Genomic DNA, 23822 nt, shown 5'->3' with positions numbered 1-23822 from the left:
GCAATTCCTATCGTTTTGGCAAGAAGACGACAATCAATCAGGTCGCGAGGCGATCCAGGGAGGTTTACGATGACGTCATTGACCCGCCGCACGGTGCTGCGCACGCTTGCCGCGACGCCTGCCATTCCCCTCATCGGCATGCCGCATATCGCGCGCGCCGCCGAGATCGAGTTGAAATACGGCAACAACCTGCCGCTCAGCCATCCCTTGAACGTGCGCGCCGCCGAGGCCGCCGAACAGGTCAAGGCGAAGACCAACGGCCGGGTCGAGATCAAGATCTTCCCCAACAACCAGCTTGGCGGCGACACCGACATGCTGAGCCAGGTCCGCAATGGCGGCATCACCTTCTTCACGCCCTCGGCGCTGGTGATCGCGACGCTGGTGCCTGTCGCCGCGATCAATGCGGTTGGCTTTGCCTTTGCCGATTACGACCAGGTCTGGAAGGCGATGGACGGCGCGCTCGGCACCCATGTCCGCGCCGCGATCGCCAAGGTGAACCTCTTCGCCTTCGAGAAGATGTGGGACAACGGCTTCCGCCAGATGACGACGTCAGGCAAGCCGATCGAGACCGCCAAGGACATGGCGGGCCTGAAGATCCGCGTGCCGGTGAGCCCGCTCTCGATCGCGATGTTCAAGGCGCTGGAGGCCGCACCCGCCAGCCTGCAGTTCAGCGAGGTCTATTCCTCGCTTCAGACCAGGATCGTCGACGCGCAGGAGAACCCGCTGCCGATCATCCAGGTCGCCAAGCTCTATGAGGTGCAGAAGAACTGCGCCATCAGCAACCATATCTGGGACGGCTTCTGGTTCATCGCCAATGGCCGCGCCTGGAACGCCCTGCCGGCCGACGTCAGGACGATCGTCAGCGACGCCATCAACGAGGCCGGGGTCAAGCAGCGCGCCGACATCAAGGGCCTGAACGAAACGGTCCAGGCCGATCTGCAGGCCAAGGGGCTCGCCTTCAACAAGACCAATCCCGACTCCTTCCGCGCCAAGCTGCGCGAGGCCGGCTTCTACAAGGATTGGCAGGGGCGCTTCGGCGACGAAGCCTGGGGGCTGCTCGAAGGCGCTGTCGGCAAGCTGGCCTGAGGCCGGAGCGCCGCGCGGTCGAGCCGATGGAGAACCCTGTCATGCATGGACATGCGGTGCTGTCGCCTGCGCCTGTCCCGGAGAAGGGCATTGCGCATCTCGCCGGCAAGCTCGACCGCACGGTCGGCGGCCTCGTCGAGGCCGTGGCTGCCGCGCTCGTCCTGGCCGAGATCGTCATCCTCGGGGCGGGCGTGACGGCCCGCTATGTCTTCCACAAGCCCTTGATCTGGTCGGACGAGCTCGCCTCGATCCTGTTCCTGTGGCTGTCGATGCTGGGCGCGGTCGTAGCCCTCCGGCGCGGCGAGCATATGCGCATGACCGGCCTCGTCAGCCGTGTCGGGCCAGGGGCGCGCAGCCTTCTGGAAGCGCTGGCGATCACCGCCTCGATAGCCTTCCTGCTGATGATTTTGCCCCACGCGCTGGAATATGCCGAGGAGGAGCGGTTCATCGTCACTCCGGCGCTGGAGATCACCAATGCCTGGCGCGCGGCGGCGATTCCCGTCGGCATGGGGCTGATGCTGCTGGCGGCGTGTTTCCGCCTGCTGCGCTTCGGTTCGCTCAAGCCCGTTCTGCTGGCGCTCGGCCTGACGGTCGCCCTCGTGCTGCTGTTCTGGCTTGCCGGCCCCATGCTGAAGCCGCTCGGCAAGCTCAACCTCGTGATCTTCTTCGTCGGGGTGGTGGCGCTCAACGTCTTCTCCGGCGTGCCGATCGCCTTTTCCTTCGCGCTCGCCACCTTCGGCTATCTTGCTCTGACCACCGCGACGCCCTTGATCGTCATGGTCGGGCGGCTCGATGAGGGCATGAGCCATCTCATCCTGCTCGCCGTGCCGCTTTTCATCTTCCTGGGCGCGCTGATCGAGATGACCGGCATGGCCCGCGCCATGATCCAGTTCCTCGCTTCGCTGCTCGGCCATGTCCGCGGCGGCCTGTCCTATGTGCTGGTCGGGGCGATGTATCTCGTCTCCGGCATTTCGGGCTCGAAGATCGCCGACATGGCCGCGATCGCACCGGTGCTCTTCCCGGAGATGCAGAAGCGCGGCGCCAAGCCCGGCGATCTCGTCGCCCTGCTCTCGGCGACAGGCGCGCAGACCGAGACGATCCCGCCCTCGATCGTGCTGATCACCATCGGCTCCGTGACGGGCGTTTCGATCGCCGCGCTCTTCACCGGCGGCATGCTGCCCGGCGTCGTGCTCGGCGTCGCGCTCTGCTTCGTGATCTGGTGGCGCTATCGCGGCGAGGATCTCAGCCATGTCGCGCGCTACTCGAAGCGCGAGATCGGCAAGCTCGCTTTGGTCGCATTGCCGGCGGTCTCGCTGCCTTTCGTCATTCGCGCCGCGGTCGTCGAGGGCATGGCGACGGCGACCGAAGTCTCGACCATCGGCATCGCCTATTCCGTCGTGATGGGGCTTCTGGTCTACCGCCAGTTCGACTGGCGCCGTTTGCCGCGCATGCTGGTCGACACGGCCTCGCTGACGGGCGCGATCATCTTCATCGTCGGCTGCGCCACGGCCATGGCCTGGGGCCTGACCCAGTCGGGCTTCTCGCAGGATCTGGCGAAGATCATGGCGGTCGTGCCGGGCGGAACCTGGGGCTTCCTGGCGATCTCGATCGTCGCCTTCATCATCCTCGGCAGCGTGCTGGAGGGCATTCCGGCGATCGTGCTGTTCGGGCCGCTCCTGTTCCCGATCGCCAAGCAGGTCGGCGTGCATGAGGTGCACTACGCCATGGTGGTGATCTTCGCGATGGGCATCGGCCTGTTCGCGCCGCCCTTCGGCGTTGGCTATTACGGCGCCTGCGCGATCAGCAAGATCAACCCCGACGAGGGCCTGAAATACATCTGGGGCTACATGCTGGCCCTGCTGATCGGCCTCGTCGTGGTCGCCGCTGTGCCGTGGATCTCCACCGGCTTCCTGAAATTCTGATCCTTCACTGCTCTTCGAACGCGAGGCATTCCCATGAGCCGCTTCTTCGGCCAGATTCGCCAGGCTGGCTATGTCGTCCCCGATATCGAGGCGGCGATGGATTACTGGAGCCGTGTGCTCGGCGTCGGACCGTTCTTCTACAACCCGAAGGTTCCGATCCGGAATTACCACTACAAGGGTGAGAGCTACGAGCCGCATAATTCGGTCGCGCTGGCCAATTCCGGTCCGCTCCAGATCGAGCTGATCCAATGCCGCAACGATGTGCCCTCGATGTATCGCGACTTCACCCAAGCCGGGCATAGCGGTCTGCAGCATGTCGCCTACTGGACCGACAGCTATGACGCCGATCTCGAACGGCTGATCGGACAGGGCTTCAAGCCGGTGATGTCGGGCGAAGTCGGCGAGCGCGGCCGCTTCATCTATTTCGACACGCATTACCACCCTGGCACGGTAATCGAGCTGTCGGAGGTCGCCGGCCCAAAGGGCGAGATGTTCCGCCTGATTCGCCAGGCTTCGGAAGACTGGGACGGCAAGGATCCCGTGCGTCCCTTCCCCGATCTCAGCAAGCTCTGAAAGGCTGCATGGCGAGACGGCGCCTTTCCCGTCATTGCGAGCGCAGCGGAGAAATCTCGCTTCTCGCAGGCGGTTCGCCGGATTGCTTATTCGGCCGCGCCTCCGTGTAATGACCGCAGGCCGAAGGATGGATTGACCAGATGACCAGCGAACGCTTCGAGGCGACCTATCTGATCGAGACACCGCTCGATCCGACGAAGGTGGCGCAGGTGATGGCGGGCGAGCAGTCCAGCGGCACCTTCACCCGCGTCGCCGGCGAGACCGACGAATTGCGCGAGCGGGCGAGCGCGATCGTCACCAAGGTCGAGGAGCTTGAAACGGTCGCCACGCCGAGCCTGCCCAATGCCTGGCTTGCCCGCAAAGGCGTCTCCGGCCCCTGGCGGCGGGCCCGTGTGGCGATCTCGTTCCCGGTCGACAATGTCGGCGCCAATCTGGCGACCCTGGCTGCGATCGTCGCCGGCAATCTCTACGATCTCGGGGAAGTCACGGGCCTCAGGCTCGATACGATCACGCTGCCCGCCTCCTTCCGGGCCCGCTTCCCGCTGCCGAGCCAAGGCATTGCCGGGACGCGCCGGCTCACAGGCGTTCCTCAGGGGCCGCTGGTCGGCTCGATCATCAAGCCCAATGTCGGCCTCAGCGCGGAGGAGACGGCGGCGCTCGTCGCCAAGCTCTGCGAGGCGGGGCTCGATTTCATCAAGGATGACGAGATCTCCGCCGATCCCGTCCATGCTCCGCTGGCGCAGCGCGTGCCGGCGGTGATGGCCGCCGTGCGCCGCCATCAGGACCGCACCGGCAAGGCGGTGATGGTCGCCTTCAACATCACCGACGAGACCGACGCGATGCGGCGCCATGCCGATCTGGTGGCGCGCGAGGGCGGGACCTGCATCATGACGAGCCTGAACTGGTGCGGGTTCTCGGCCATGGAGACGCTGCGCCGCTCGACCAATCTCGCCGTGCACGGCCATCGCAATGGCTACGGCGCGCTCTCGCGCCACCCTATGCTGGGCATCTCGTTCCAGGCCTACCAGACGCTCTGGCGGCTCGCCGGCGTCGATCACATGCATGTCCACGGCCTGCAGGGCAAATTCGCGCAGGAGGACGAGGAGGTCGTCTCCTCCGCCAGGGATTGCGTGACGCCGTTGAGCGCGGGCATCGATGACCGCGTCATGCCGGCCTTCTCCTCGGGCCAATGGGCCGGCACGGCCCAGCCGACCTGGGATGCGATCGGCCATTCCGATCTGCTCTTCATGGCCGGTGGCGGCATTCTCGCTCATCCCGGCGGGCCGGCGGCCGGCGTGGTCAGCATCCGCCAGGCCTGGGACGCCGTTGCGGCGGGCACTTCACTGGCGGAGGCCGCCAGGACGCAGGGCGAATTGCGGCAGGCGCTCGATTTCTTCGGCAAGCTCGCTGGCTGAGACCCCGATGACAAACCCGTCACCGCTCTATGGCTGGTATGGCGACGATTTCACCGGCGCGACCGACACCTTGTCGGCGCTGGCGGAACAGGGACGGCGTGCGCTGCTCTTCCTGCGGATTCCGACGCCGGAACAGTTGAGCGCGGCCGGCCCGCTCGACGCCATCGGCATCGCCGGGGCGACCCGCTCGATGGAACCCGTCGCGATGGCGGCCGAGCTCGACGCGGCCGGCCGCTTCTTCGCCGGGCAAGGCGTCGCGCTGCTGCACTACAAATGCTGCTCGACCTTCGACAGCGCGCCACTTATCGGCAGCATCGGCGCGGCGGTGAAGGCACTGCGCCCGTATTTCCAGAATCCGTTCCTGCCGATCATCGGCGGCCAGCCCAATCTCGGCCGCTACTGCCTGTTCGGAAACCTCTTCGCCGCGGCCGGCATCGGCGGCGTGGTCCACAGGATCGACCGTCATCCGACCATGAGCGTCCACCCGGTCACGCCGATGGCGGAGGCGGATCTGCGCCGGCATCTCACGGCGCAGGGGTTGGAGCAGATCGCCCTGCTCGACTATCGCAACTGGGATGATGGTGCGGAGGATGCGCTCACGGCCTGTCTCGCAACCTTGCCTGGCGCGGTCCTGCTCGATGTCGCCCGCGCTTCCGATCTCCCGGTCATCGGCAAGCTGATCGCGCAGCGGGCGCAGGCGCAGCCGATGCTTGCCGTCGGTCCGAGCTCGGTTGCCCAGGCGCTGGCTGGCCTGTGGGGTATCCGGGAGGAGGCCGCAGGGGCGAGGGTTGTTCCGCTGCGGCGCGGGGGTCCCGTGCTGGCTCTGGTCGGCAGCCTTTCGCCGGTGACCCGGGCGCAGGTCGAGGTGGCGACGGGCTTTGCGAAACTGGCGATCGAGCCGCGCAGGCTCCTCGATGACGAAGCCTATGTCGAGGCGCTGCGGCGGGAGGCTCTCCGGCGACTGGCGGAGGGCCATGTCATGCTGATCACCGAGCGTCCGTCACAGGCCCCGGAGAATGCCGGCGGCGTCGCGGCGGCAACCGGCCTGCTGCTGCGTGGCATCATTGCGCAAGCGCGGCTGTCCCGGCTCGTCGTCGCCGGCGGCGACACGTCGAGCCTCGCCGTCAAATCGCTCGACATCTGGGGGCTGTCCTATCGCGGTCCGCTGGCCTCGGGCGCGCCGCTCTGCCGGACCCATAGCGACGATCCTCGCCTGGACGATCTCGATATCGTCCTGAAGGGCGGCCAGATGGGGCCGGTCGATTTCTTCGCGAGAGCGACCGCGGGCTGATCGCTAGGAGGCCTCTTGATCGACTGGCGTGGTTTCGTCCTGCTCATGCAGAACGGTGCGGTCGAGTTTCGGCGTCATCGTGTCGAGCAGCGGCAAGGCCGCTGCGCCGAGCGCCGCGGTAAGCCGCCCGGTCGCACCGCGCTGCACGCGCGGCACGCTGCGGCCGGAGCGGTTCGAGACCGAGACGGCCAAGGGCGACATCGCCTCGATCAAGGCGTCGATGACCCCATCGGGCAAGCCGCCGCCCAGGATGATCGTCTCCGGGTCGAACAGGTTCTCCAGCATCACCAGCATCGGCGCGAGCAGCCGGGCCGCTTCCGCAATCCAGCCCAGCACGGCGGGGTGCCCGGCCAGATGCAGCTGCGCAACCTCGTCGGGGCCGGCATGCGCTATCCCGGCGGCGCGCAGGGCCTCGCTCAACGCATGGGTCGAGGCATAGCGTTCGAGGCAGCCCTGGCCGCCGCAGGCGCAGGCGAGCCCGTTCTGCACGACCGGGATATGGCCGATCTCGCCGGCATTGCCGAAGGCGCCGCGATAGGGCTGCCCGCCGATGATGGTGCCGAGCCCGAGGCCCGCGCCGAAATAGACCAAGCAGAAATGCCTGAGGTTTCGCCCCCGCCCGTGCAGATGCTCGCCGACGGCGGCCGCCGTCGCGTCGTTCTCGATCGTGACGGGTGTCTGCAGCGCCAATGACAGGAGCCGGCCGGCATCGTGCCCGGCCCAGCCCGGTAGCGGCAATGAGCCGACCGAGCTCATCCCCTCGATCTCGAACGGGCCGGGCATCACCACGCCGCAGCCGAGCAGCCGGCGCGGCAATCCCGCCCCGGTGCGGGCAAGGGCGAGCTCGGCAGCGGCGAGCGCCTGCACGGCCTCGAGCGCGGAATCACCCAGGGGCACGATGCGCTGCGCCCGGACTTCGCCGGCGAGATCGACCAGCACGGTGGTGATATGGTTGGCCGCGATCTCCATGCCGGCGGTCATGCCGCCATCGGCATTGACCGCGAGCTCCATCGGCGGCTGGCCGCGAGCCGTGCGCCGGCGGCCCAACTCGATCAGGAAACCTTCGCCGACCAGCTCCGCGACGATGTTCGAGACCGCCTGCGCCGTCAGCCGCGTCAGCGCGGCGATGTCGGAACGGCCGAGCCGGCCGTGCTGGCGCACCGTTTCCAGCACCACGCGGCGGTTATGGCTGCGCGTTCGCTCGGGATTGGTGCCGACGGCGACGCTGCGGGACGGGGGGGAGCGGCGGTGAGGCATGATGGGCCAGTGCTTCTTGAGATCGACAGGCTGCGCTTTCGATTAATCCAACTCAAGTGAATTAATCGATTGACAGGATGGCGGGGCCGGAGCGAGCATGATCGCCGCACGTCTCGAATGCCGAATTTGAGGGCAAGGGCACAGGCGTCGTCACGACAGGGGAGAGGATCATGCGCGGCTTTCGGGGAATGCTGTTGGGTCTGCTGGTTTCGTTCGGTGCGGTCACCGGTGCGGCGGCTCAGACCATCGAGATCGAATACTGGCAATATGTCTTCGACGCCCGCATCAAGGCGATGAACGAGCTGATCAAACGGTTCGAGGCCGCCAATCCCAATATCAAGGTCAAGCACACGACCTTCCCCTATGCCGATTACCAGACCAAGATCGCGGCCGCCGTTCCCGCCGGCCAGGGGCCGGATGTGGTGCAGCTGTTCTATGGCTGGCTCGACAATTTCGTCGCCGCCAAATTCATCCAGCCGCTGCCGCGCGACGCCTTTCCGCCGGCGATGATCGAGAAGGAATTCTATCCGATCGTCTCCGCGATGAAGCGCGATGGCGAGTATTACGGCCTGCCGACCGCGGTGCGCTCGCTGGCGCTGTTCTACAACAAGAAGCTGTTCCAGGAGGCGGGTCTCGATCCCGCCAAGCCGCCCGCGACGATCGACGAACTCCTCGACGCGGCCAAGAAGACGACCAAGCGGGACGCTGCCGGCAACATGCTCTCGGCCGGCATCACGCTCGATTTCCCCGGGCAGGACTATCATTGGTGGCGCGAGACGCTGCTGCGCCAGAATGGCGGCGCGCCCTATAGCGACGACAACCGGAAGGTCACCTATGACAGCGAGGCCGGCGCCAAGTCCCTGAACTGGTATGCCGATCTCCAGCGCGTCCACAAGGTCGGCCAGGTCGGCTTCATGGATGAAGGTCAGGCCGCCTTCCGTGCCGGCCGCGCCGCAATGACCATCGACGGCTCGTTCCGGCTCGGCGGGTTCGGGGCGATCAAGGCCTTCGAATGGGGCGTCGCCGAACTTCCTGCGGGCGCTGATGGCAAGAAGGCGAACTTCGCCAGCTACTGGGTCAACGCCATCACCGCCAAGCCGACCGGCGAGAAGCTCGAAGCCGCCAAGAAGTTCATGGCCTTCGTCACCTCGCCTGAATCGATGCAGCTCTGGCTCGAAACCGTCGGGGAACTGCCGGCCCGCAAGGCGGCGGCCGAGACCGAGAAGAACCTGAACCACCCGATCTACGGGCCCTTCCTCAAGGCGCTGAACTATTCCCATGCCACGGTCTTCGTCGACGAGATGGGCCAGCGCCAGGTCTCGCTCGACATGATCAACCGCGTGCTGATCCAGAACCAGGACGCCAAGGCCTCGCTCGCCGAGGCGGCCAAGGCCGAACAGGCGATCCTCGACAAGTTCTACAAGAAGTAGGGGCGAGACCGCAGACCGCACCGTGATTCTCGGGCGCAGCAGAGCGGAGACCCGAGAATCTCCGGCAAGAGATGCTCGGGTCAAGCCCGAGCATGACATGCAGCCGCTAGCGGGCATTTGAAAAGACCGATCAGCCGCGATGAGCCTTTCAATCGACAATCAACGCTCCGGCGGCCGCTTTTGGGGCGGGCTCTCCCTGCGCCGGAAGCAAGTCGTCTGGGCCTGGGCCTTCCTGGCCGTCCCGATCCTGTTCTACGCGCTGATCCGCTTCTATCCGACGGTCGAGGCGTTCTATCTGTCGACGACCAATTGGAACCTGTTCTCCAAGCCCGGCTTCGTCGGATTGGCGAACTTCGAGCGGCTCTGGGCCGATGTCGTGTTCTGGCAGGTGTTCCGCAACACCGTGCTCTATCTCGCCATCGGCACGCCGGTGAGCCTGGCCCTGGCCTTCACCATCGCCTATCACCTCGACCGTGTCCGCTTCCTGCACGGCTTCATCCGGGCGCTCTATTTCCTGCCTTTCCTGACCACGGCGGCGGCCATGGCCTGGGTCTGGCGCTGGTTCTACCAGCCGGTGCCGATCGGCATGATCAACGATCTGCTCTCGAGCTTCGGCCTGCCGCAGCAGCCCTTCCTGCGTTCGACCAGCCAGGCCCTGCCCTCGGTGCTGGCGCCGGCGATCTGGGCGGGCTTAGGCTTCCAGGTGGTGATCTTCCTCGCTGGCCTGCGCGCCATCCCCAACACCTATTACGAGGCGGCGCGCATCGACGGCGTCTCCAATCTGACGATCCTGCGCCGGATCACGATTCCCCTGCTGAAGCCGACGATCATCTTCCTCGTCGTGTTCTCCTCGATCGGCTTCCTGCGCATCTTCGACCAGGTCTACAACATGACGAGCGGCGATCCCGGCGGGCCTTTGAACGCTACCAAGCCGCTGGTGCTGATGATCTACCAGACCGCCTTCTCCTCCTTCGAGATGGGCTATGCGGCGGCGCAGACGGTGGTGCTCTTCCTCGTCCTGCTCGCCGTCTCCTTCCTGCAATTGCGCCTGCTGAGGGACCGCTGATGGCCGCGCTGTCCCTCGCCATGCCCAGCCGCTTCCAGCCCGGCCGCATCGCCATCTGGCTGCTGCTGCTTGCGGGCGGCGTGCTGATGATCACGCCGCTGCTCTTCATGTTCTCGACCTCGCTGAAGGACGCCTCCGAGGTCTATGATCTCAGACTGGTGCCGGCCCATCCGACGCTCGATAACTATGTCACGGTGCTGTCCGACGGGCGCTTCCTGCGCTGGTTCGGCAATTCGCTGGGCATTGCCACGGCGGTGACGCTGTCGAACGTCTTCTTCGACAGCCTGGTCGGCTACACCCTGGCGAAATTCCAGTTCCGCGGGCGCTACATCGTCTTCCTGGCGATCCTCTCGACCCTGATGATCCCGACCGAGATGCTGGTCATTCCCTGGTATGTCATGGCCCGGAATTTCGGCTGGCTCGACACCTATTGGGGCATCATGTTCCCGGGCATGATGACGGCCTTCGGCACCTTCCTGATGAAGCAGTTCTTCGAGACGGTGCCCGACGACTTCCTCGAAGCCGCCCGCGTCGATGGGCTCAACGAATTTTCGATCTTCTGGCGCATCGCCATGCCGCTGGTGACGCCGGCGCTCTCGGCGCTCGCGATCTTCACCTTCCTGAGCAACTGGACGGCCTTCATCTGGCCGCTGATCGTGACCACCAGCAAGGAACTCTACACGCTGCCTGTCGGCCTCTCGAGCTTTGCCGTGGAGTCGCAGATCCAGTGGGAGCTGATCATGACGGGCGCGGCGCTCGCGACGCTGCCGACGCTGACCGTCTTCCTCGTGCTGCAGCGCTACATCGTGCGCGGCGTGGTGATGGCCGGTCTGAAGGGTTGATCCGATGAGCGAACATGCAGATCCACGCCTGAGCGACAGCTCCGTCTTCCCCGATCCCGTCTACAAGGAAACCGTGCTGCGCCCGCTCTTCGACGGGGCCAAGACGCATCATGTCGAGGGTTTCCGCGCCATCGACCGCGCCCATCTCGTCATGCTCGCCGAGACCGGCATCCTGCCGCGCGCGACCGCCGGCCGGATCGCCAGGGCGCTGGGTGAGATCGATGCGCAGATCGACCCGGCCGCGCTGAGCTATACCGGCGAGGTCGAGGATTTCTTCTTCCTGATCGAAGCGGAGCTGCGCAAGCGGCTCAGCCCCGACGACACCGGCCGCCTGCACACCGGCCGCTCGCGCAACGACATTGACCATACCTTGTTCAAGCTGGCGCTGAAGCCGCGCCTCGACCGGCTTGCGGCCAAGCTGCGCGCTCTGATCGCGGCGACGCTGACCCTGGCCGAGCGCGAGAAGGCGACGCTGATCGTCGCCTACACTCATGGCCAGCCGGCCCAGCCGACGACCTTGGGGCATTATCTGGCGGCGGCCATCGAGGTGATGCTGCGCGACCATGAGCGGTTGATGCAGGCGCGCGCTTTGCTCGACCTGTCGCCGATGGGCGCGGCCGCGATCACCACCTCCGGCTTCCCGCTCGACCGGGCCCGCATCGCGCAGCTTCTGGGTTTCGCCGCGCCATTGGAAAACTCCTATGGCTGCATCGCCGCGATCGACTACGTCACCGCGACCTATAGCGCGGTCGAACTGGTCTTCCTGCATCTTGGCCGGTTGATCCAGGACCTCCAGGTCTGGACCGCCTTCGAGGTCGGCCAGCTCTACGTGCCCAACGCCTTCGTGCAGATCTCCTCGATCATGCCGCAGAAGCGCAATCCGGTGCCGATCGAACATCTGCGCCATCTCTCCTCGCAGGCGATGGCGCGGGCCCGTTTGGTCAGGGACGTCGTCCACAACACCCCCTTCACCGACATGAACGATGCGGAAGGCGAGACCAACGAGGCCGGCTACCAGGCCTTCGCCACGGGCGAGCGCGTGCTCGATCTGCTCGCCGCGCTGCTGCCGTCGATGAGCGTCGACGGCCGCCGTGTCGCCGAGAACATCCGCCGCTCCTGCATCACCATCACCGAACTCGCCGACACGCTGGTGCGCCGCGAGGGGCTCTCCTTCCGCGCTGCGCATGAGATTGCAGCCGACGTCGCGCGCGCCGTCGTCGCACTTGACGGCGATCTGCCGCGCGACGGCTATGCCCCCTTCCTTGAGGCCTTCCGCCATCACACCGGCCGCGAGCCGGCGCTGACGCCAGGCGATTTCGCAAGCGTGGTCTCGCCGGAAAACTTCGTCGCGGTGCGCGAGCGCTTCGGCGGGCCCGGTCCGCAGGCACTGGGCAAGGCGCTGGCGCGCTATCGCGCCAAACTCGATGCGGCTGATGGCGCTGCTGGCGACATCGCCAAGCGCGAACAAACGGCGCGGCAGGAACTCGACGCGGCCTTCGCCGCCCTGATGGAAACGACGTAATGGCGGGTATCGAACTTCAAGGTCTGGTCAAGCGCTATGGCGCGACGCAGGTCGTGCACGGCATCGACCTCACGGTCGCCGATGGCGAGTTTGTCGTCTTCGTCGGCCCCTCTGGCTGCGGCAAGTCGACGACCTTGCGCATGATCGCGGGGCTTGAGGACATCGACGGCGGAGAGATCAGCATCGGCGGCAAGGTCGTGAACCGGCTGGAGCCGAAGGATCGCAACATCGCGATGGTGTTCCAGAACTATGCGATCTACCCGCATATGAGCGTCGCCGAGAATATCGGCTTCGGCCTCCATACCGCCAAGCTCGACAAGGCCGAGAAGCGCAAGCGGGTCGAGCAGGTCGCCGGCATTCTCGGGCTGGAGCCATTGCTGGAGCGCAGGCCCTCGGCCTTGTCCGGCGGCCAGCGCCAGCGCGTTGCCATCGGCCGCGCCATGGTGCGCGACCCCACGGTCTTTCTCTTCGACGAGCCGCTCTCCAATCTCGATGCGCAATTGCGCGCGCAGATGCGGCTGGAGATCAAGCGTCTGCATCAGCGGCTAGGCACCACCATCGTCTTCGTCACGCATGACCAGGTCGAGGCGATGACGCTCGCCGATCGCATCGTCGTGATGCGCGATGGCCGCATCCTCCAAGTCGGCGCGCCGATGGAGCTTTATGAGAAGCCCGCCGATGTCTTCACCGCACGCTTCATCGGCTCTCCGACCATGAACGTCCTGCCCGGCCGCGTGGTGACTGAGGCCGGCATCGCGACGCTTGCCCTGGGCGAAAAGCCGGTCGCATTGCCGACCACCGTCGGAACAGTGCCTGCAGATGTCCTCGTCGGTGTCAGGCCGCAGCAATTGCGCGTTCTGGCGGGCGATGAGCCGGCCGATCTCGTGCTGACCGGCAGCGTGGCGGTGATCGAGCCGCTCGGTTCCGAGACCTTTGTCCATGTCGAATTCGGTGGCGGGCTGATCCTGGCCTCGGCTCCCGCCAAGTCGCCGCCTGCTGTCGGCGCAGCCGTACGGCTCGGCGCGCCCGTGGCCGCCCTGACGCTGTTCGATGCCGCAAGCGAGCGCGCGCTATGAAGGGCGGGCGCAATCTCGTCCTCAGCATCGGCCGGCTCTATTGCGATCTCGTCTTCCGGGGGCTGGAGGCGCTGCCCAAGCTCGGCGAGGAGCGCTTCGCCAAGGAGGTTGCGGTCGTGCCCGGTGGCGGCGGCTTCATTACGGCGGCCCATCTGGCGTCGCTTGGCGAGCGCGCGGCTCTGCTCGCGCGCATCGGAACCGACCCCTTGTCCGAGGCCATCGCGCCGGCTCTGCAGCAGAGCGGCGTCGATCTGCGCTGGCTCGAGCGGGCGCCCGATGCCGGGCCGCAGCCCACGGTGGTGATGGTGCAAGCAGGCGAACGCGCCTTCCTGTCGCGCCGGGCCGGGAAGGCGCGCCCCGCCACCCTCGAAGCCGCCTTGGCGAATGCCGAGGCGCGCCATCTGCACATCGCCGAATTCGCGACGCTCGCCGAGAGTCCGGAACTGGTCTCGCTCGCCAAGCTCGCAGGCCTCACCGTCTCGCTTGATCCGAGCTGGGACGACGCCCTGATCCACGATCCCGATCTCGTCCTGCGCTCGACCGGCACCGATATCTTCCTGCCCAACGCCTCCGAGGCCCGGGCGATTGCCGGTTGCGAGGATCTCGACCAGGCGGGCCGCCGGCTCGCCCGTCATTTCCCCGTCGTCGTCATCAAGGATGGTGCGGCCGGTGCACGCCTGTTCCAGCGCGAGCAGAGCCTGAACCTGCCCGCGCCACAGGGCGGCCCGGTTCTCGATACGACCGGTGCGGGCGATGCCTTCAATGCCGGCTTCATCGCGGCCTGGATTGCGGGCCGTCCGCCGGGCCAGGCGCTTGCCGAGGGTATCGCCTGCGGGACGCTGTCGGTTCAGGGGGTGGGCGGCGCCGGTGTGCGGCTCGCTCGCGGCCGGGTCGCCGATATCAGCAAGACGCTGCTCGAGGAGCATGGTCGCATCGATGCCTGAAGCGCTTCTGACGAGAGAGGCCGCCGAGGCCGCCCTGGTCGCCGAAAGGCAGATCACGGGCAATGCCGTGGTGATGGCAGAGCTTGGCGAGCGCTTGCGCCGGCAAAGACCCGCCTTCGTCGCAAGCTGCGCACGCGGCTCGTCGGACCATGCCGCGACCTATGGCAAATACTTGATCGAGCGGACGCTGGGCTTGCCCGTGGCATCGCTCGGCCCGAGCTTGGCCTCGGTCTATGGCGGCAAGCTCGATCTCTCCGGCGCGTTGTTCATCGCCGTCTCGCAATCCGGCCATAGCCCCGACGCCTTGCGCTTGACCGAGGCTGCCAAGCGCGGCGGCGCGCTGGTGGTCGGCTTCGTCAATGACGAGGCGTCGCCGCTGGCGGAGCTGGTCGACGTGCTGGTTCCGTTGCGGGCGGGGCCGGAGAAAAGCGTCGCGGCGACGAAGAGCTTCCTCGCCACCTGCATCGCCTTCCTTCATCTCACGGCGGCCTGGAGCCAGGACGAGGCGCTCGTTTCTGCCTTGGAGCAAGCGCCGCGGCGGCTCACCGAGGCGGGTGATTGCGACTGGTCGCCCATGTTCGCGAGGCTGAAGGATGCCACCAGCCTCTATGTGATCGGCCGTGGCCTCGGTCTCGGCATCGCGCAGGAAATGGCGCTGAAGTTCAAGGAGACCTGCCGCATCCACGCCGAGGCCTTCAGCGCCGCCGAAGTGCTGCATGGACCCTTGGCGCTGGTCGGCCCCGGCTTCCCTGCGATCGTGCTCGATCCGGCCGATGAGGGGCGCGACAGCACCTTGTCCGTCGCGGCAGCGCTCGCGCGCTTCGGTGCCGAGATCGCCTATGCCGGGCAAGGCCCGGATGTCGGCGCGACCCTGCCGATGCCGCCTGCCGTCTCTGCCGCGCTCGCCCCGCTCGTCCAGGCGCGGGCTTTCTATGGCGGCATCGCCGCGCTTGCGATTGCGCGCGGGCTCGATCCCGACAATCCCCCGCATCTCAACAAGGTGACCCGGACGCTCTGAGCCGGATCGGTCGGACAAGGGACGGCTTCCGGTGCGCGCCGACAAAACCGTCCAATCACGGCCGGGTCATTCGCGTTAGCTCGGGACCATCTCGAATGATGGAACAGCGGCTGATGTCCTCAGGAATCCTTCTTCTCAACCGGGCTGGCGATGCGCCGCTCGCCACGCCCTTCCGGTCGGCCGCGCTGGGCGAGAACGACCCCTTCGGCGCCGGGCGCGACATCGCCTGGACGGGGCCCGACGCCATGTCTGCGGGCCGGGTGAATCTGGCGGGTACCTATGAGAGCGGGGCGTTTCCGCATACCGAATTCGTCGTGGTCGTCGCCGGCCATCTGCGTCTTGCCGAGCCCGGCAAGGTCGCCCTGGAGCTTTCGCCCGGCCGTGGCGCGGTGATCGCGCGCGGAACGGTGGTGAAGGCCGAGGCGGAACCTGGCACGCGCCTCGTCTTCTGCGCCGCGACCGGAGCGGGTTCGGCTGCGCCGGGTCTCCAGGAGATTTTGGCTGAGGCGCCGCTTTCGCCCTCCGCTGCGCCGCCTGCCGAGGCGCTGGTCGGACCGACGCCGCAATGCCGCAGCTTCAACGCCTTCACCGACGAGGCCACGCGCTTCCGGGCCGGCACTTGGGATTCGACGCCCTATCGCCGGATTTTGCGCCCGCACCGCCTCAACGAACTGATGCATGTGGTGACCGGCAGCATCGATCTGACCGGGCCGGATGGAACGATCACGCGCGTCGATCAAGGCGACAGCGTCTTCGTCGCCCATGGCGCGCCCTGCGCCTGGGACAGCAGCGTTCACGTCGCCAAGTTCTATGTCGTGCAGGAGGTCGCCGGCTGAGCGTCAGCGCTCGCGCCGCGGTCCCGACCCTGGAGTCCGTCATGTCCGACACTGTTCCTCAAGAGGCCCTGATCCTGCGCAAGGTTGCACTGGCCGATGCTGCCGCTTGTCAGGCGCTGTCGCGCGCCGTCGGCTGGCCGCATCGCGCCGAGGACTGGGAGATGTTGATCGATCTCGGCCATGGCGTCGTCGCGACCCTGGGCGAGGAGATCGTGGCGTCGGCGCTGTGGTGGCCCTATGGCGAAACCCATGCCACGCTCGGCTCGATCATCGTCTCGCCCGCGCATCAGGGCGGCGGCATCGGCAAGCGCCTGATGCGCGCGCTGCTCGAACAGACGCAGGGGCGCTCGCAGCTGCTCAACGCCACGGTGGCGGGCGAACCGCTCTATGCCAGGAACGGCTTCGTGCCCTGGGGCAGCGTGCATCAGCATCATGGCGAATCGCTCGCTGACGTCGCGCCGGTGCTGCAGCCTGGCGAGACACTCCGGCTTGGCGGCCCCGGCGATCTGCCGGTGCTGGAGCGCCTCGATGCGCAGGCGACTGGGCTGCCGCGCAAGCCGGCGCTCGAGGTGCTCCTTGCTTGCGGCGAATGCATCGTGCTGGAGCGGGATGGCGAACCTGTCGGCTTCAGTATCCTGCGCCGTTTCGGCCGGGGGCATGTCATCGGCCCGGTGGTCGCCGCCAATGGCGGCGATGCGCAAACCCTGATCGCGCATTGGCTCCATGAACGACGCGGTCAGTTCCTGCGGATCGATGTTCCCGCGGAAACCGGGCTGGAGGATTGGCTGACGCGGAACGGCCTGAAACCTGCAGGCCCTGTGACCGGGATGGTGCGCGGCGAAAAACCGGTTCCATCAGGGCCCGCGCGGCTCTACGCGGTGATCAACCAGGCACTCGGCTGAATCGCGGCACAGGCGGATATGATGGCGCTTCTCTCCAAATCCGACCAGCCGGACATCGTCGATGGCATGGTGGAATATGTCACCATGTCGGTGCTGGCGCTGCATCGCGACCTTGTGCCCTATATCGCCATGCAGCGAAGCCAGGGCTGGCAGCAGATGCGGATCCTGCCGGCTTCGAGCTGTCATGTCGGCGTTCTCGGGTTGGGTGTGCTTGGCCAGGCCGCTAGCCAAAAGCTCGCGGGCTTTGGCTTCCAGGTCGCGGGCTGGAGCGGCTCGCGGTACGAGATCGACGGCATCGCCTGTTCTGCCGGTCCCGACGAGATGGCGGAATTCCTCGCCCGCAGCGAGATCCTGGTGTGCCTGCCGCCGCCGGCCGGAGAGGCGCGGATCGGGCTCGATGCCACGCTTTTCGCGAAGCTGCCGCGCGGCGCAAAGCTGCTGAGCGCGGGTGGCCGCGATCATCTCGATCAGGATGCGCTGCTCGCCGCGCTCGACGACGGCCAGGTTTCAGCCGCTGTGCTCGATGTCTCCTCCGAGGCACAGCTTCCAAAGGGCCATGCGCTCTGGACCGATCCCCGCGTGCTGATCACCAGCCATATCGTCGGCATGATCTAGCTGGCAACATCGTGGTCCGCGCCTTGCGGCGCTATCGCGCCGGGGAACCGCTGCTCGGCTCAGCCGATTGCCCATCGTGCGATTGAGAGTGCTCGCAGCACGATCTGCTGTCGCCGCGAGCCAATAGCGCAGGGGATATCGCCGCAGCCTGTCACACCGTGCCGACAGCATGGCGGCTTGCCTCTAGCCTTGTGATGAAGCGGCGTCAGCGCCATGAGCGAGGAAAGCTGGTCCATGCAAGAGCCCGTTCTTGATTTCGGCGAGAAGCTCCCGCCCGGGATCAATCCCGGAATCCAGCGTGCGCTTGTCCATATCGAGCGGCATTTCACCGACAGCGTCTATCTCGAGGACCTCGCCGTTCTCGCAGGCCTGAGCGTCTGTCGCTTCGTCACGGTGTTTCGCCGGCAGGTCGGCCTGACGCCGCATCGCTTCATCTGTCACCGGCGCATTCGCCATGCCAAGGCGCTGCTGCGCGAGGGCGTGCCGATGGCGCAGGCCGCGTCCGAGGCCGGCTTCTTCGACCAGAGCCATCTCTCGCGCCATTTCAAGAGCATCTGTGGCGTGACGCCCGGACGCTATCTGCGTGATCTGGCGCAGCCCGAGAGGCCTCGGGCGGCCCGCGCCGGCTACATCCAGGCCGTCGCGGTCTGACGCGCCCGATCTTTCCATCTCCAGAGCATCCACTCACCAAGGCCTATGTCCATGACCGTCAATTCGCTCGAAGCTCTCGACCGCATGCATTGGGTCCACCCGGTGGCGAACTGGGCCGGTCATGAGAAGCGCGGCGTCACCATCATGAAGTCGGCGAAGGGCGCCTTCATCACCGATGCGGACGGGCATGAATTGATCGACGGCTTCGCCGGCCTCTGGTGCGTCAATGTCGGCTATGGGCATGAGAGCATCGTCGAGGCAGCCGCGGCGCAGATGCGTGAACTGCCTTATGCGACCGGCTATTTCAGCTTCGGCAGCGAGCCGACGATCCTGCTCGCGGCGAAGCTCGCCGAGATCACGCCCGGCGACCTCAACCACATCTATTTCTCGCTTGGCGGGTCGGACGCGATCGATGCCGCGCTGCGTCTCATTCAATTCTACTATAATGTCACCGGCCGGCCGACGAAAAAGGCGATCCTCTCGCTGGAACGCGGCTATCACGGCTCGAGTTCGACGGGCGCCGGCGTCACCGCACTACCGGCCTTCCATGCGAATTTCGACTTCCCGGCCCATGTCCGGCACTACGTTGCCGCTCCTTATTCCTATCGCAACCCGACCGGTTCCGACGATGCGGCGGTGATCGCAGCCAGCGTCGCTTCGCTTCGCGCCAAGGTCGAGGAGCTCGGAGCAGACAATGTCGCGGCCTTCTTCTGCGAGCCGGTCGTAGGCTCCGGCGGCGTCATCGTGCCGCCGAAGGGTTGGCTCAAGGCGATGCGCGACACCGCGGCCGAACTCGACATCCTTTTCCTGGCCGACGAGGTCATCACCGGTTTTGGCCGCACCGGTCCGATGTTCGCCTGCGAGGGCGAGGGTGTGGTGCCGGACATGATGACGATGGCCAAGGGCTTGACCTCGGGCTATGCGCCGCTGGGTGCGCTCGCGATCGGCGAAAAGGTTTACAACGGCATCAAGGATAATGCTCCGGACGGTGGGCCGGTCGGCCATGGCCAGACCTATTCCGGGCATCCCGTTTCGGCCGCCGTCGCGCTTGAGGTGCTGCGGCTCTATGACGAGGGCGGCATCCTCGCCAATGGCCAGCGCGTCGGCGCTTATTTCGAAAAGAAGCTGGCGACGCTCGCCGACCATCCCCTCGTCGGCGAGGTCCGGGCGCGCGGCCTGCTCGCCGGTATCGAGCTCGTTGCAGACAAGGCGAGCAAGGAGAAATTCTCCCGCGCGGCCAGGCTGCCGGAGCATCTCTTTGCGCGTGGTTACGCCAATGGCGTGATCTTTCGGGCCTTCGGCGACGACATCATCGGGCTCGCTCCGCCGCTATGCTGCAGCGAGAGCGAGATCGACCTGATCGTCACGCGCCTGCGCCAGACGCTCGACGACATGCTCGCCATTCCAGAGGTCAAGGCGGAGCTGCGCTGAGTGCGGCGATGCCGGCATGATCCTCGCTTTGCCGAGGCCAGCCGAACCGTCTACGCTCTCCCGGCCGGCGAGACGAGACCGTCCGGCTTGAGGAGCGTGATGGTGAGGCTTTCGTCGTGACACCGGGCGTGCGGCTCGACCGCATCGACATGAAGATTCTGGTCGAACTCCAGAACAATGGCCGGATGACCAACGTCACCCTGGCCGATGCTGTGGGCTTGTCGCCAAGCCCCTGCCTGTTGCGGGTGAAGCGGCTGGAGCAGGCGGGTTTCATTTCCGGCTATGGCGCGACGATCAACCTGCAGAAACTCGGCGAGACCATCACGGTCTTCACCGAGATCACGCTGGCCGACCATACCAAGGAGTATTTCATCCGCTTCGAGACCGCGCTGCGGCGGGTCGACGAGGTGGTGGAATGCCATCTGGTCAGCGGCGGCTACGACTATCTGGTCAAGTTCGTGACGCGCGGGCTGACACACTACCAGTCACTGATCGAGACGCTGCTCGAACGTAATCTCGGCATCTCGAAATATTTCAGCTACATCGTCATCAAGACGCCGATCCAGAAATCGGGTTATCCGCTGCCGGTGCTGTTCGAGATCTGATCACGTCGCATGCGGATGGTTCGGCCCCGATGCGAAAAACGTGACCGATTCCAAGAGTTGAGAGCACTGCTCCTGCAAGAAAACAGGGAGCCATTTTTTCGCGCGATGCTCTGACCGCCTCGCGAGGTCAACCCAAGGCCTGGTTGACCAGTCCGAAGGTGCGCGCGGCGCCCTGCGCACCGTGACTGCGGCCCCGAATCATCGTCGTCACGCTGTCGAAGATCGTCATGCCGCAGGCTTCGAGGAAGCCGCCGAACAGGCCTTGCTCCTGGGCCGTGTCGACGCGCAGGAAGGCACCTTCATGCGCGGCCACATGCGGCCTCGTCAGCGCGATCGCCATCGCGTCATCCTCGGCGACGATCGGCCCCACGACATGGCCGCGGCCGAAGCGCCGGCACAGCGCGAAGCCGACCGCTTCGCCATTGCGCTCGACGATCGTCCCGGCCGACTGCGTCATCAAGGCCGCGATCACCCGCGCCCGATCCGCGCCATAGGCCATGCCGTCGAGGCGGGTTATGGCTTCGCGGTCATCTGCGACGACGCTGCGCACGGCAATCTCGTCCCCGGTCGGGGGCTCTGAAAGCTGGGCTCGACCCTGATGCTGGAAGATGCGCCCGACCGGTTCGAAGCCGAGCGAGCGATAGAGCCGATAGCCGGCCTTCGTCGAATTGAGGCGCAGATCACGCGCGCCGGACTGTTCGAAGATCGTGTCCATCAGGCGCCGCCCGGCGCCTTGCGCCTGCAGCCTGGGCGAGGTGATGACCATGCCGCAGGTGGCGAAATGCTCGCCGAAGGGCCACCACATCGCCGAGCCGAGCGCGCGCCCGATCGCGTCGCAGGCGACGAAGCCGTGCCCGACCTCCAGCACCAGCCGCCAATCCTCGGGGCGGTGCGGCCAGCCGACGCCGATCGAAAGCTGATGCGCCTGCACCAGATCGGCCTCGGTCATCACCCGGATATCGATGTCGTAGTCGAGCTTGCGCTTGGCCGTTCTGTAAACCACCGCTGCGGGCCTCGTGCGAAATGGAACGCAAGTATAGGTCCGTCCGAAGCATTCGAGAATAGTAAAATTCATACAATACAGAGGCTTAACTTGGTGCAAGCTGAGGTGGCGGGGCTGGATCTGATCCAGGGTCGACATTTGCCCTGAATTGGCTCGATACGCCTCACGGACCCTGATAGCTCATGCCGACGCGCGGACCCGTATGCTCATGAAACTGGAACCCTATTGGCTCGATTCGGCGCCGCGTTTCGAGGCGGATACGGCTGGACCGCTCGCCGGCAAGGTCGATGTCGCCATCGTCGGCGGCGGCTTCACCGGCCTGTCGGCGGCGCTGGCGCTGGCGAAATCCGGCGCGAACGTAGCTGTCTTGGAAGCAGGCCGCGTCATCGGCGAGGCGTCGGGCCGCAATGGCGGGCATTGCAATAACGGTACGGCGCATGACCTTGCAGGCCTGGCCGCGAGCCTCGGGCTTGAACGTGCGAGCGCGCTCTACCGCGCCTTCGACACCGCCGTCGATCAGGTCGAGGCGCTGGTCGCGGAGGAGGCGATCGCTTGCGATTTCCGCCGCACCGGCAAGATCAAGCTTGCCGCCAAGCCCGAGCATTTCGCCAAGCTCGAAAAAAGCGCCGAATTGCTGCAGCGTACGGTCGAACCCGATCTCGTCATCGTGCGGCCGGAAGAGACCAGGACCGAGATCGGCTCGGATGGCTTCCATGGCGGCCTCGTCTTCCCGCGCGGCGCCCATATGCATATGGGCCGCTTCGGTGCGGGCCTTGCGAATGCGGCGGCGCGGCGCGGCGCCGCCATCTTCGAGAATGCCCGCGTCACCGGCCTTCACCGCTTGAACGGCAGCGCGCATCGGGTCGTGACGACGCGCGGCGAGATCGAGGCCGGGCAGGTCCTGCTGGCGACCGGCGCCTCCCGCGAGGGCCCTTTCGCCTGGCTGCGGCGGCGCATCGTTCCGGTTGGCAGCTTCATCATCGCGACCGAGCCGCTCTCGGACAATCTCGCAGCCTCGATCATGCCGACGCGGCGCACTGCGACGACGACCAAGAATATCGGCAACTATTTCCGCCTGACGCCCGACAACCGGTTGATCTTCGGCGGGCGGGCGCGCTTTGCGCTGTCGAGCCCGAAATCGGATGCCAAGAGCGGCGCGATCCTGCAGGCGCGGATGCTGGAGCTTTTCCCGCAGCTCGCCGGCACGCGCATCGATTATTGCTGGGGCGGGCTGGTCGACATGACCTCGGACCGCCTGCCGCGCGCCGGCGAGCGCGACGGCCTGTTCTACGCGCTGGGCTATAGCGGCCATGGCACGCAGATGTCGGTGCATATGGGGCAGATCATGGCGCGCGTCATGGGAGGCGACGCCAAGGCGAACCCGCTGGCCGGGCTCGACTGGCCGGCCGTGCCTGGTCATTTCGGCCCGCCCTGGTTCCTGCCCTTCGTGGGAGCCTATTACCGCTATCAGGATTGGCGGCACTGAGCCTGTCCCGAAGCGCTACTCCGGCGGCCGCCTGACGCAGCTTTCTGCGCTTCCGGTGCTCACGGACAAGAAGTCCGCTGCGCTCCGGTTCTCAAAATCCGCGCCAGCCGACTCACCGGAGCGCGTTTCGAAACAGCCTCTATGGGTCGAGCGTCCCGTGCTTGTTACGCCGCCTTCTTCTGACCGCTCATCGCCAGCAGGACGAGCACGAAGGAGGCGGCCGTCAGCAGGGTCGAGATCGAGGCGATGGTCGGGTCGATCTCGTCGCGCAGCGCGGTGAACATCCGCCGCGTCAGCGTCTGATACTGCCCGCCCGAGACGAAGAGCGAGATGATCGTCTCATCGATCGCCGAGATGAAGGCGAAGATGCCGCCGGCGAAGACGCTGGCCTTGATCTGCGGCAGCGTCACCGTCAGGAAGGCGCGCAGGCGGTTCATGCCGAGGCTGCGCGCCACCATCTCCTGCGCCGGATCAAAGCTCTGCAGGCCGGCGACGACCGAGGTGATGACATAGGGCAGGCCGAGCATGACATTGGCGAGAACGAGCCCGGGCAGCGTCGCGATCAGGCCGACCTTCGCATAGACGAAGAAGATGCCGATCGCGATGATGATGATCGGCACGATCAACGGCAGCATCAGCACCATGTGGAGCGAGCGCATCAGCCGGCTTTGTGAATTGCTGATGGCATAGGCGGCGGCTACGCCCAGCGGCGTCGCGAGTGCGACCGTCAGCGCCGCGATCGTCAGGCTCACCTTGGTCGCCTGCATCCAGGCCGGGTTGCCGAAATACTCCTCATACCAGCGCAGCGAGAAGGACGGCGGCGGGAAGGTCAGGAAGCGCGTGCCGGAGAA

At 66.2% G+C, this 23822-nt stretch carries 22 protein-coding genes; 19 read left to right on the top strand and 3 right to left on the bottom strand.

All coding sequences use genetic code 11. The features are described 5' to 3' along the window. Window positions 1-69 precede the first annotated feature (69 nt). The 5 genes from CYD53_RS26525 (at window position 70) to CYD53_RS26505 (ending at window position 6287) form a co-directional block, all read left to right on the top strand. Window positions 70-1086: a TRAP transporter substrate-binding protein gene (locus CYD53_RS26525; protein WP_103721094.1), complete on the top strand. Its 1017-nt coding sequence runs from the start codon at window positions 70-72 to the stop codon at window positions 1084-1086. A gap of 41 nt (window positions 1087-1127) precedes the next feature. Then, window positions 1128-3008 (top strand): TRAP transporter large permease, encoded by a 1881-nt coding sequence (locus CYD53_RS26520; RefSeq protein WP_103721093.1) that lies wholly within the window; start codon window positions 1128-1130, stop codon window positions 3006-3008. Between the two features lie 33 nt (window positions 3009-3041). After that, window positions 3042-3581: a VOC family protein gene (locus CYD53_RS26515; RefSeq protein WP_103721092.1), complete on the top strand. Its 540-nt coding sequence runs from the start codon at window positions 3042-3044 to the stop codon at window positions 3579-3581. Window positions 3582-3721: 140 nt separating this feature from the next. Beyond that, the gene (locus CYD53_RS26510) at window positions 3722-4996 is read left to right on the top strand and encodes a ribulose-bisphosphate carboxylase large subunit family protein (RefSeq protein ID WP_103721091.1); all 1275 of its coding nucleotides are present in this window, start codon (window positions 3722-3724) and stop codon (window positions 4994-4996) included. A gap of 7 nt (window positions 4997-5003) precedes the next feature. After that, window positions 5004-6287, top strand: coding sequence for a four-carbon acid sugar kinase family protein (locus CYD53_RS26505; protein ID WP_103721090.1), 1284 nt, complete (start codon window positions 5004-5006; stop codon window positions 6285-6287). Between the two features lie 3 nt (window positions 6288-6290). Here the strand turns inward: CYD53_RS26505 and CYD53_RS26500 are convergent, their stop codons facing one another. After that, on the bottom strand, window positions 6291-7544 hold the full coding sequence (locus CYD53_RS26500) for an ROK family transcriptional regulator (RefSeq protein WP_103721089.1): 1254 nt from the start codon (window positions 7542-7544) through the stop codon (window positions 6291-6293). 170 nt (window positions 7545-7714) lie between these two features. On the opposite strand from CYD53_RS26500, the gene CYD53_RS26495 reads away from it, so the two are divergent. From CYD53_RS26495 to CYD53_RS26435, 13 genes are all read left to right on the top strand, one after another. Beyond that, window positions 7715-8974 carry an extracellular solute-binding protein gene (locus CYD53_RS26495; RefSeq protein ID WP_103721088.1) on the top strand — a complete coding sequence of 420 codons (1260 nt, stop codon included), beginning with the start codon at window positions 7715-7717 and terminating at the stop codon, window positions 8972-8974. Between the two features lie 139 nt (window positions 8975-9113). Then, window positions 9114-10040: a carbohydrate ABC transporter permease gene (locus tag CYD53_RS26490; RefSeq protein WP_103721087.1), complete on the top strand. Its 927-nt coding sequence runs from the start codon at window positions 9114-9116 to the stop codon at window positions 10038-10040. Next, window positions 10040-10882 carry a carbohydrate ABC transporter permease gene (locus tag CYD53_RS26485; protein ID WP_425428349.1) on the top strand — a complete coding sequence of 281 codons (843 nt, stop codon included), beginning with the start codon at window positions 10040-10042 and terminating at the stop codon, window positions 10880-10882. Before CYD53_RS26490 ends, CYD53_RS26485 begins: the two co-directional genes overlap by 1 nt. Before the next feature lie 4 nt (window positions 10883-10886). After that, entirely contained in the window at window positions 10887-12404 is a 1518-nt protein-coding gene (locus CYD53_RS26480; RefSeq protein ID WP_103721086.1) for an argininosuccinate lyase, read from the top strand. Beyond that, window positions 12404-13480, top strand: coding sequence for an ABC transporter ATP-binding protein (locus tag CYD53_RS26475; protein WP_103721085.1), 1077 nt, complete (start codon window positions 12404-12406; stop codon window positions 13478-13480). The genes CYD53_RS26480 and CYD53_RS26475 overlap by 1 nt, the downstream gene beginning before the upstream one ends. Then, on the top strand, window positions 13477-14424 hold the full coding sequence (locus tag CYD53_RS26470; protein ID WP_103721084.1) for a carbohydrate kinase family protein: 948 nt from the start codon (window positions 13477-13479) through the stop codon (window positions 14422-14424). Before CYD53_RS26475 ends, CYD53_RS26470 begins: the two co-directional genes overlap by 4 nt. Next, a complete protein-coding gene (locus CYD53_RS26465; RefSeq protein ID WP_210202438.1) occupies window positions 14417-15442 on the top strand; it encodes an SIS domain-containing protein in 1026 nt (341 codons plus the stop codon). The genes CYD53_RS26470 and CYD53_RS26465 overlap by 8 nt, the downstream gene beginning before the upstream one ends. Before the next feature lie 113 nt (window positions 15443-15555). After that, window positions 15556-16278, top strand: a complete 723-nt coding sequence (locus CYD53_RS26460; protein WP_103721082.1) for a cupin domain-containing protein — start codon at window positions 15556-15558, stop codon at window positions 16276-16278. 41 nt (window positions 16279-16319) lie between these two features. Continuing rightward, window positions 16320-17180 (top strand): GNAT family N-acetyltransferase, encoded by an 861-nt coding sequence (locus CYD53_RS26455; RefSeq protein ID WP_103721081.1) that lies wholly within the window; start codon window positions 16320-16322, stop codon window positions 17178-17180. Window positions 17181-17201: 21 nt separating this feature from the next. Further along, the gene (locus CYD53_RS26450; RefSeq protein WP_181012041.1) at window positions 17202-17795 is read left to right on the top strand and encodes an NAD(P)-dependent oxidoreductase; all 594 of its coding nucleotides are present in this window, start codon (window positions 17202-17204) and stop codon (window positions 17793-17795) included. Between the two features lie 234 nt (window positions 17796-18029). After that, complete coding sequence (locus CYD53_RS26445) at window positions 18030-18446, top strand: helix-turn-helix transcriptional regulator (RefSeq protein WP_103721133.1); 417 nt, start codon at window positions 18030-18032, stop codon at window positions 18444-18446. A 51-nt stretch (window positions 18447-18497) separates the two neighbouring features. Further along, window positions 18498-19877 (top strand): aminotransferase class III-fold pyridoxal phosphate-dependent enzyme, encoded by a 1380-nt coding sequence (locus tag CYD53_RS26440; protein ID WP_103721132.1) that lies wholly within the window; start codon window positions 18498-18500, stop codon window positions 19875-19877. 128 nt (window positions 19878-20005) lie between these two features. Continuing rightward, window positions 20006-20482: an Lrp/AsnC family transcriptional regulator gene (locus CYD53_RS26435; RefSeq protein ID WP_210202440.1), complete on the top strand. Its 477-nt coding sequence runs from the start codon at window positions 20006-20008 to the stop codon at window positions 20480-20482. A 127-nt stretch (window positions 20483-20609) separates the two neighbouring features. Here CYD53_RS26435 and CYD53_RS26430 read toward each other — a convergent pair whose 3' ends face one another. Further along, window positions 20610-21485 (bottom strand): GNAT family N-acetyltransferase, encoded by an 876-nt coding sequence (locus tag CYD53_RS26430; RefSeq protein ID WP_181012040.1) that lies wholly within the window; start codon window positions 21483-21485, stop codon window positions 20610-20612. A gap of 208 nt (window positions 21486-21693) precedes the next feature. Between CYD53_RS26430 and CYD53_RS26425 the strand changes: the two genes are divergently transcribed. Further along, on the top strand, window positions 21694-22971 hold the full coding sequence (locus CYD53_RS26425) for an NAD(P)/FAD-dependent oxidoreductase (protein ID WP_103721131.1): 1278 nt from the start codon (window positions 21694-21696) through the stop codon (window positions 22969-22971). Between the two features lie 164 nt (window positions 22972-23135). Here the strand turns inward: CYD53_RS26425 and CYD53_RS26420 are convergent. Further along, window positions 23136-23822 (bottom strand): ABC transporter permease (locus CYD53_RS26420; protein WP_103721077.1); only part of this gene is annotated, 687 nt, incomplete at its 5' end.

This window comes from Allobosea psychrotolerans, assembly GCF_002917105.1.
GTDB classification, from domain to species: domain Bacteria; phylum Pseudomonadota; class Alphaproteobacteria; order Rhizobiales; family Beijerinckiaceae; genus Allobosea; species Allobosea psychrotolerans.
Note: the sequence above shows the minus strand (reverse complement) of the source record. Positions and strands in the feature narration are given on the sequence as shown.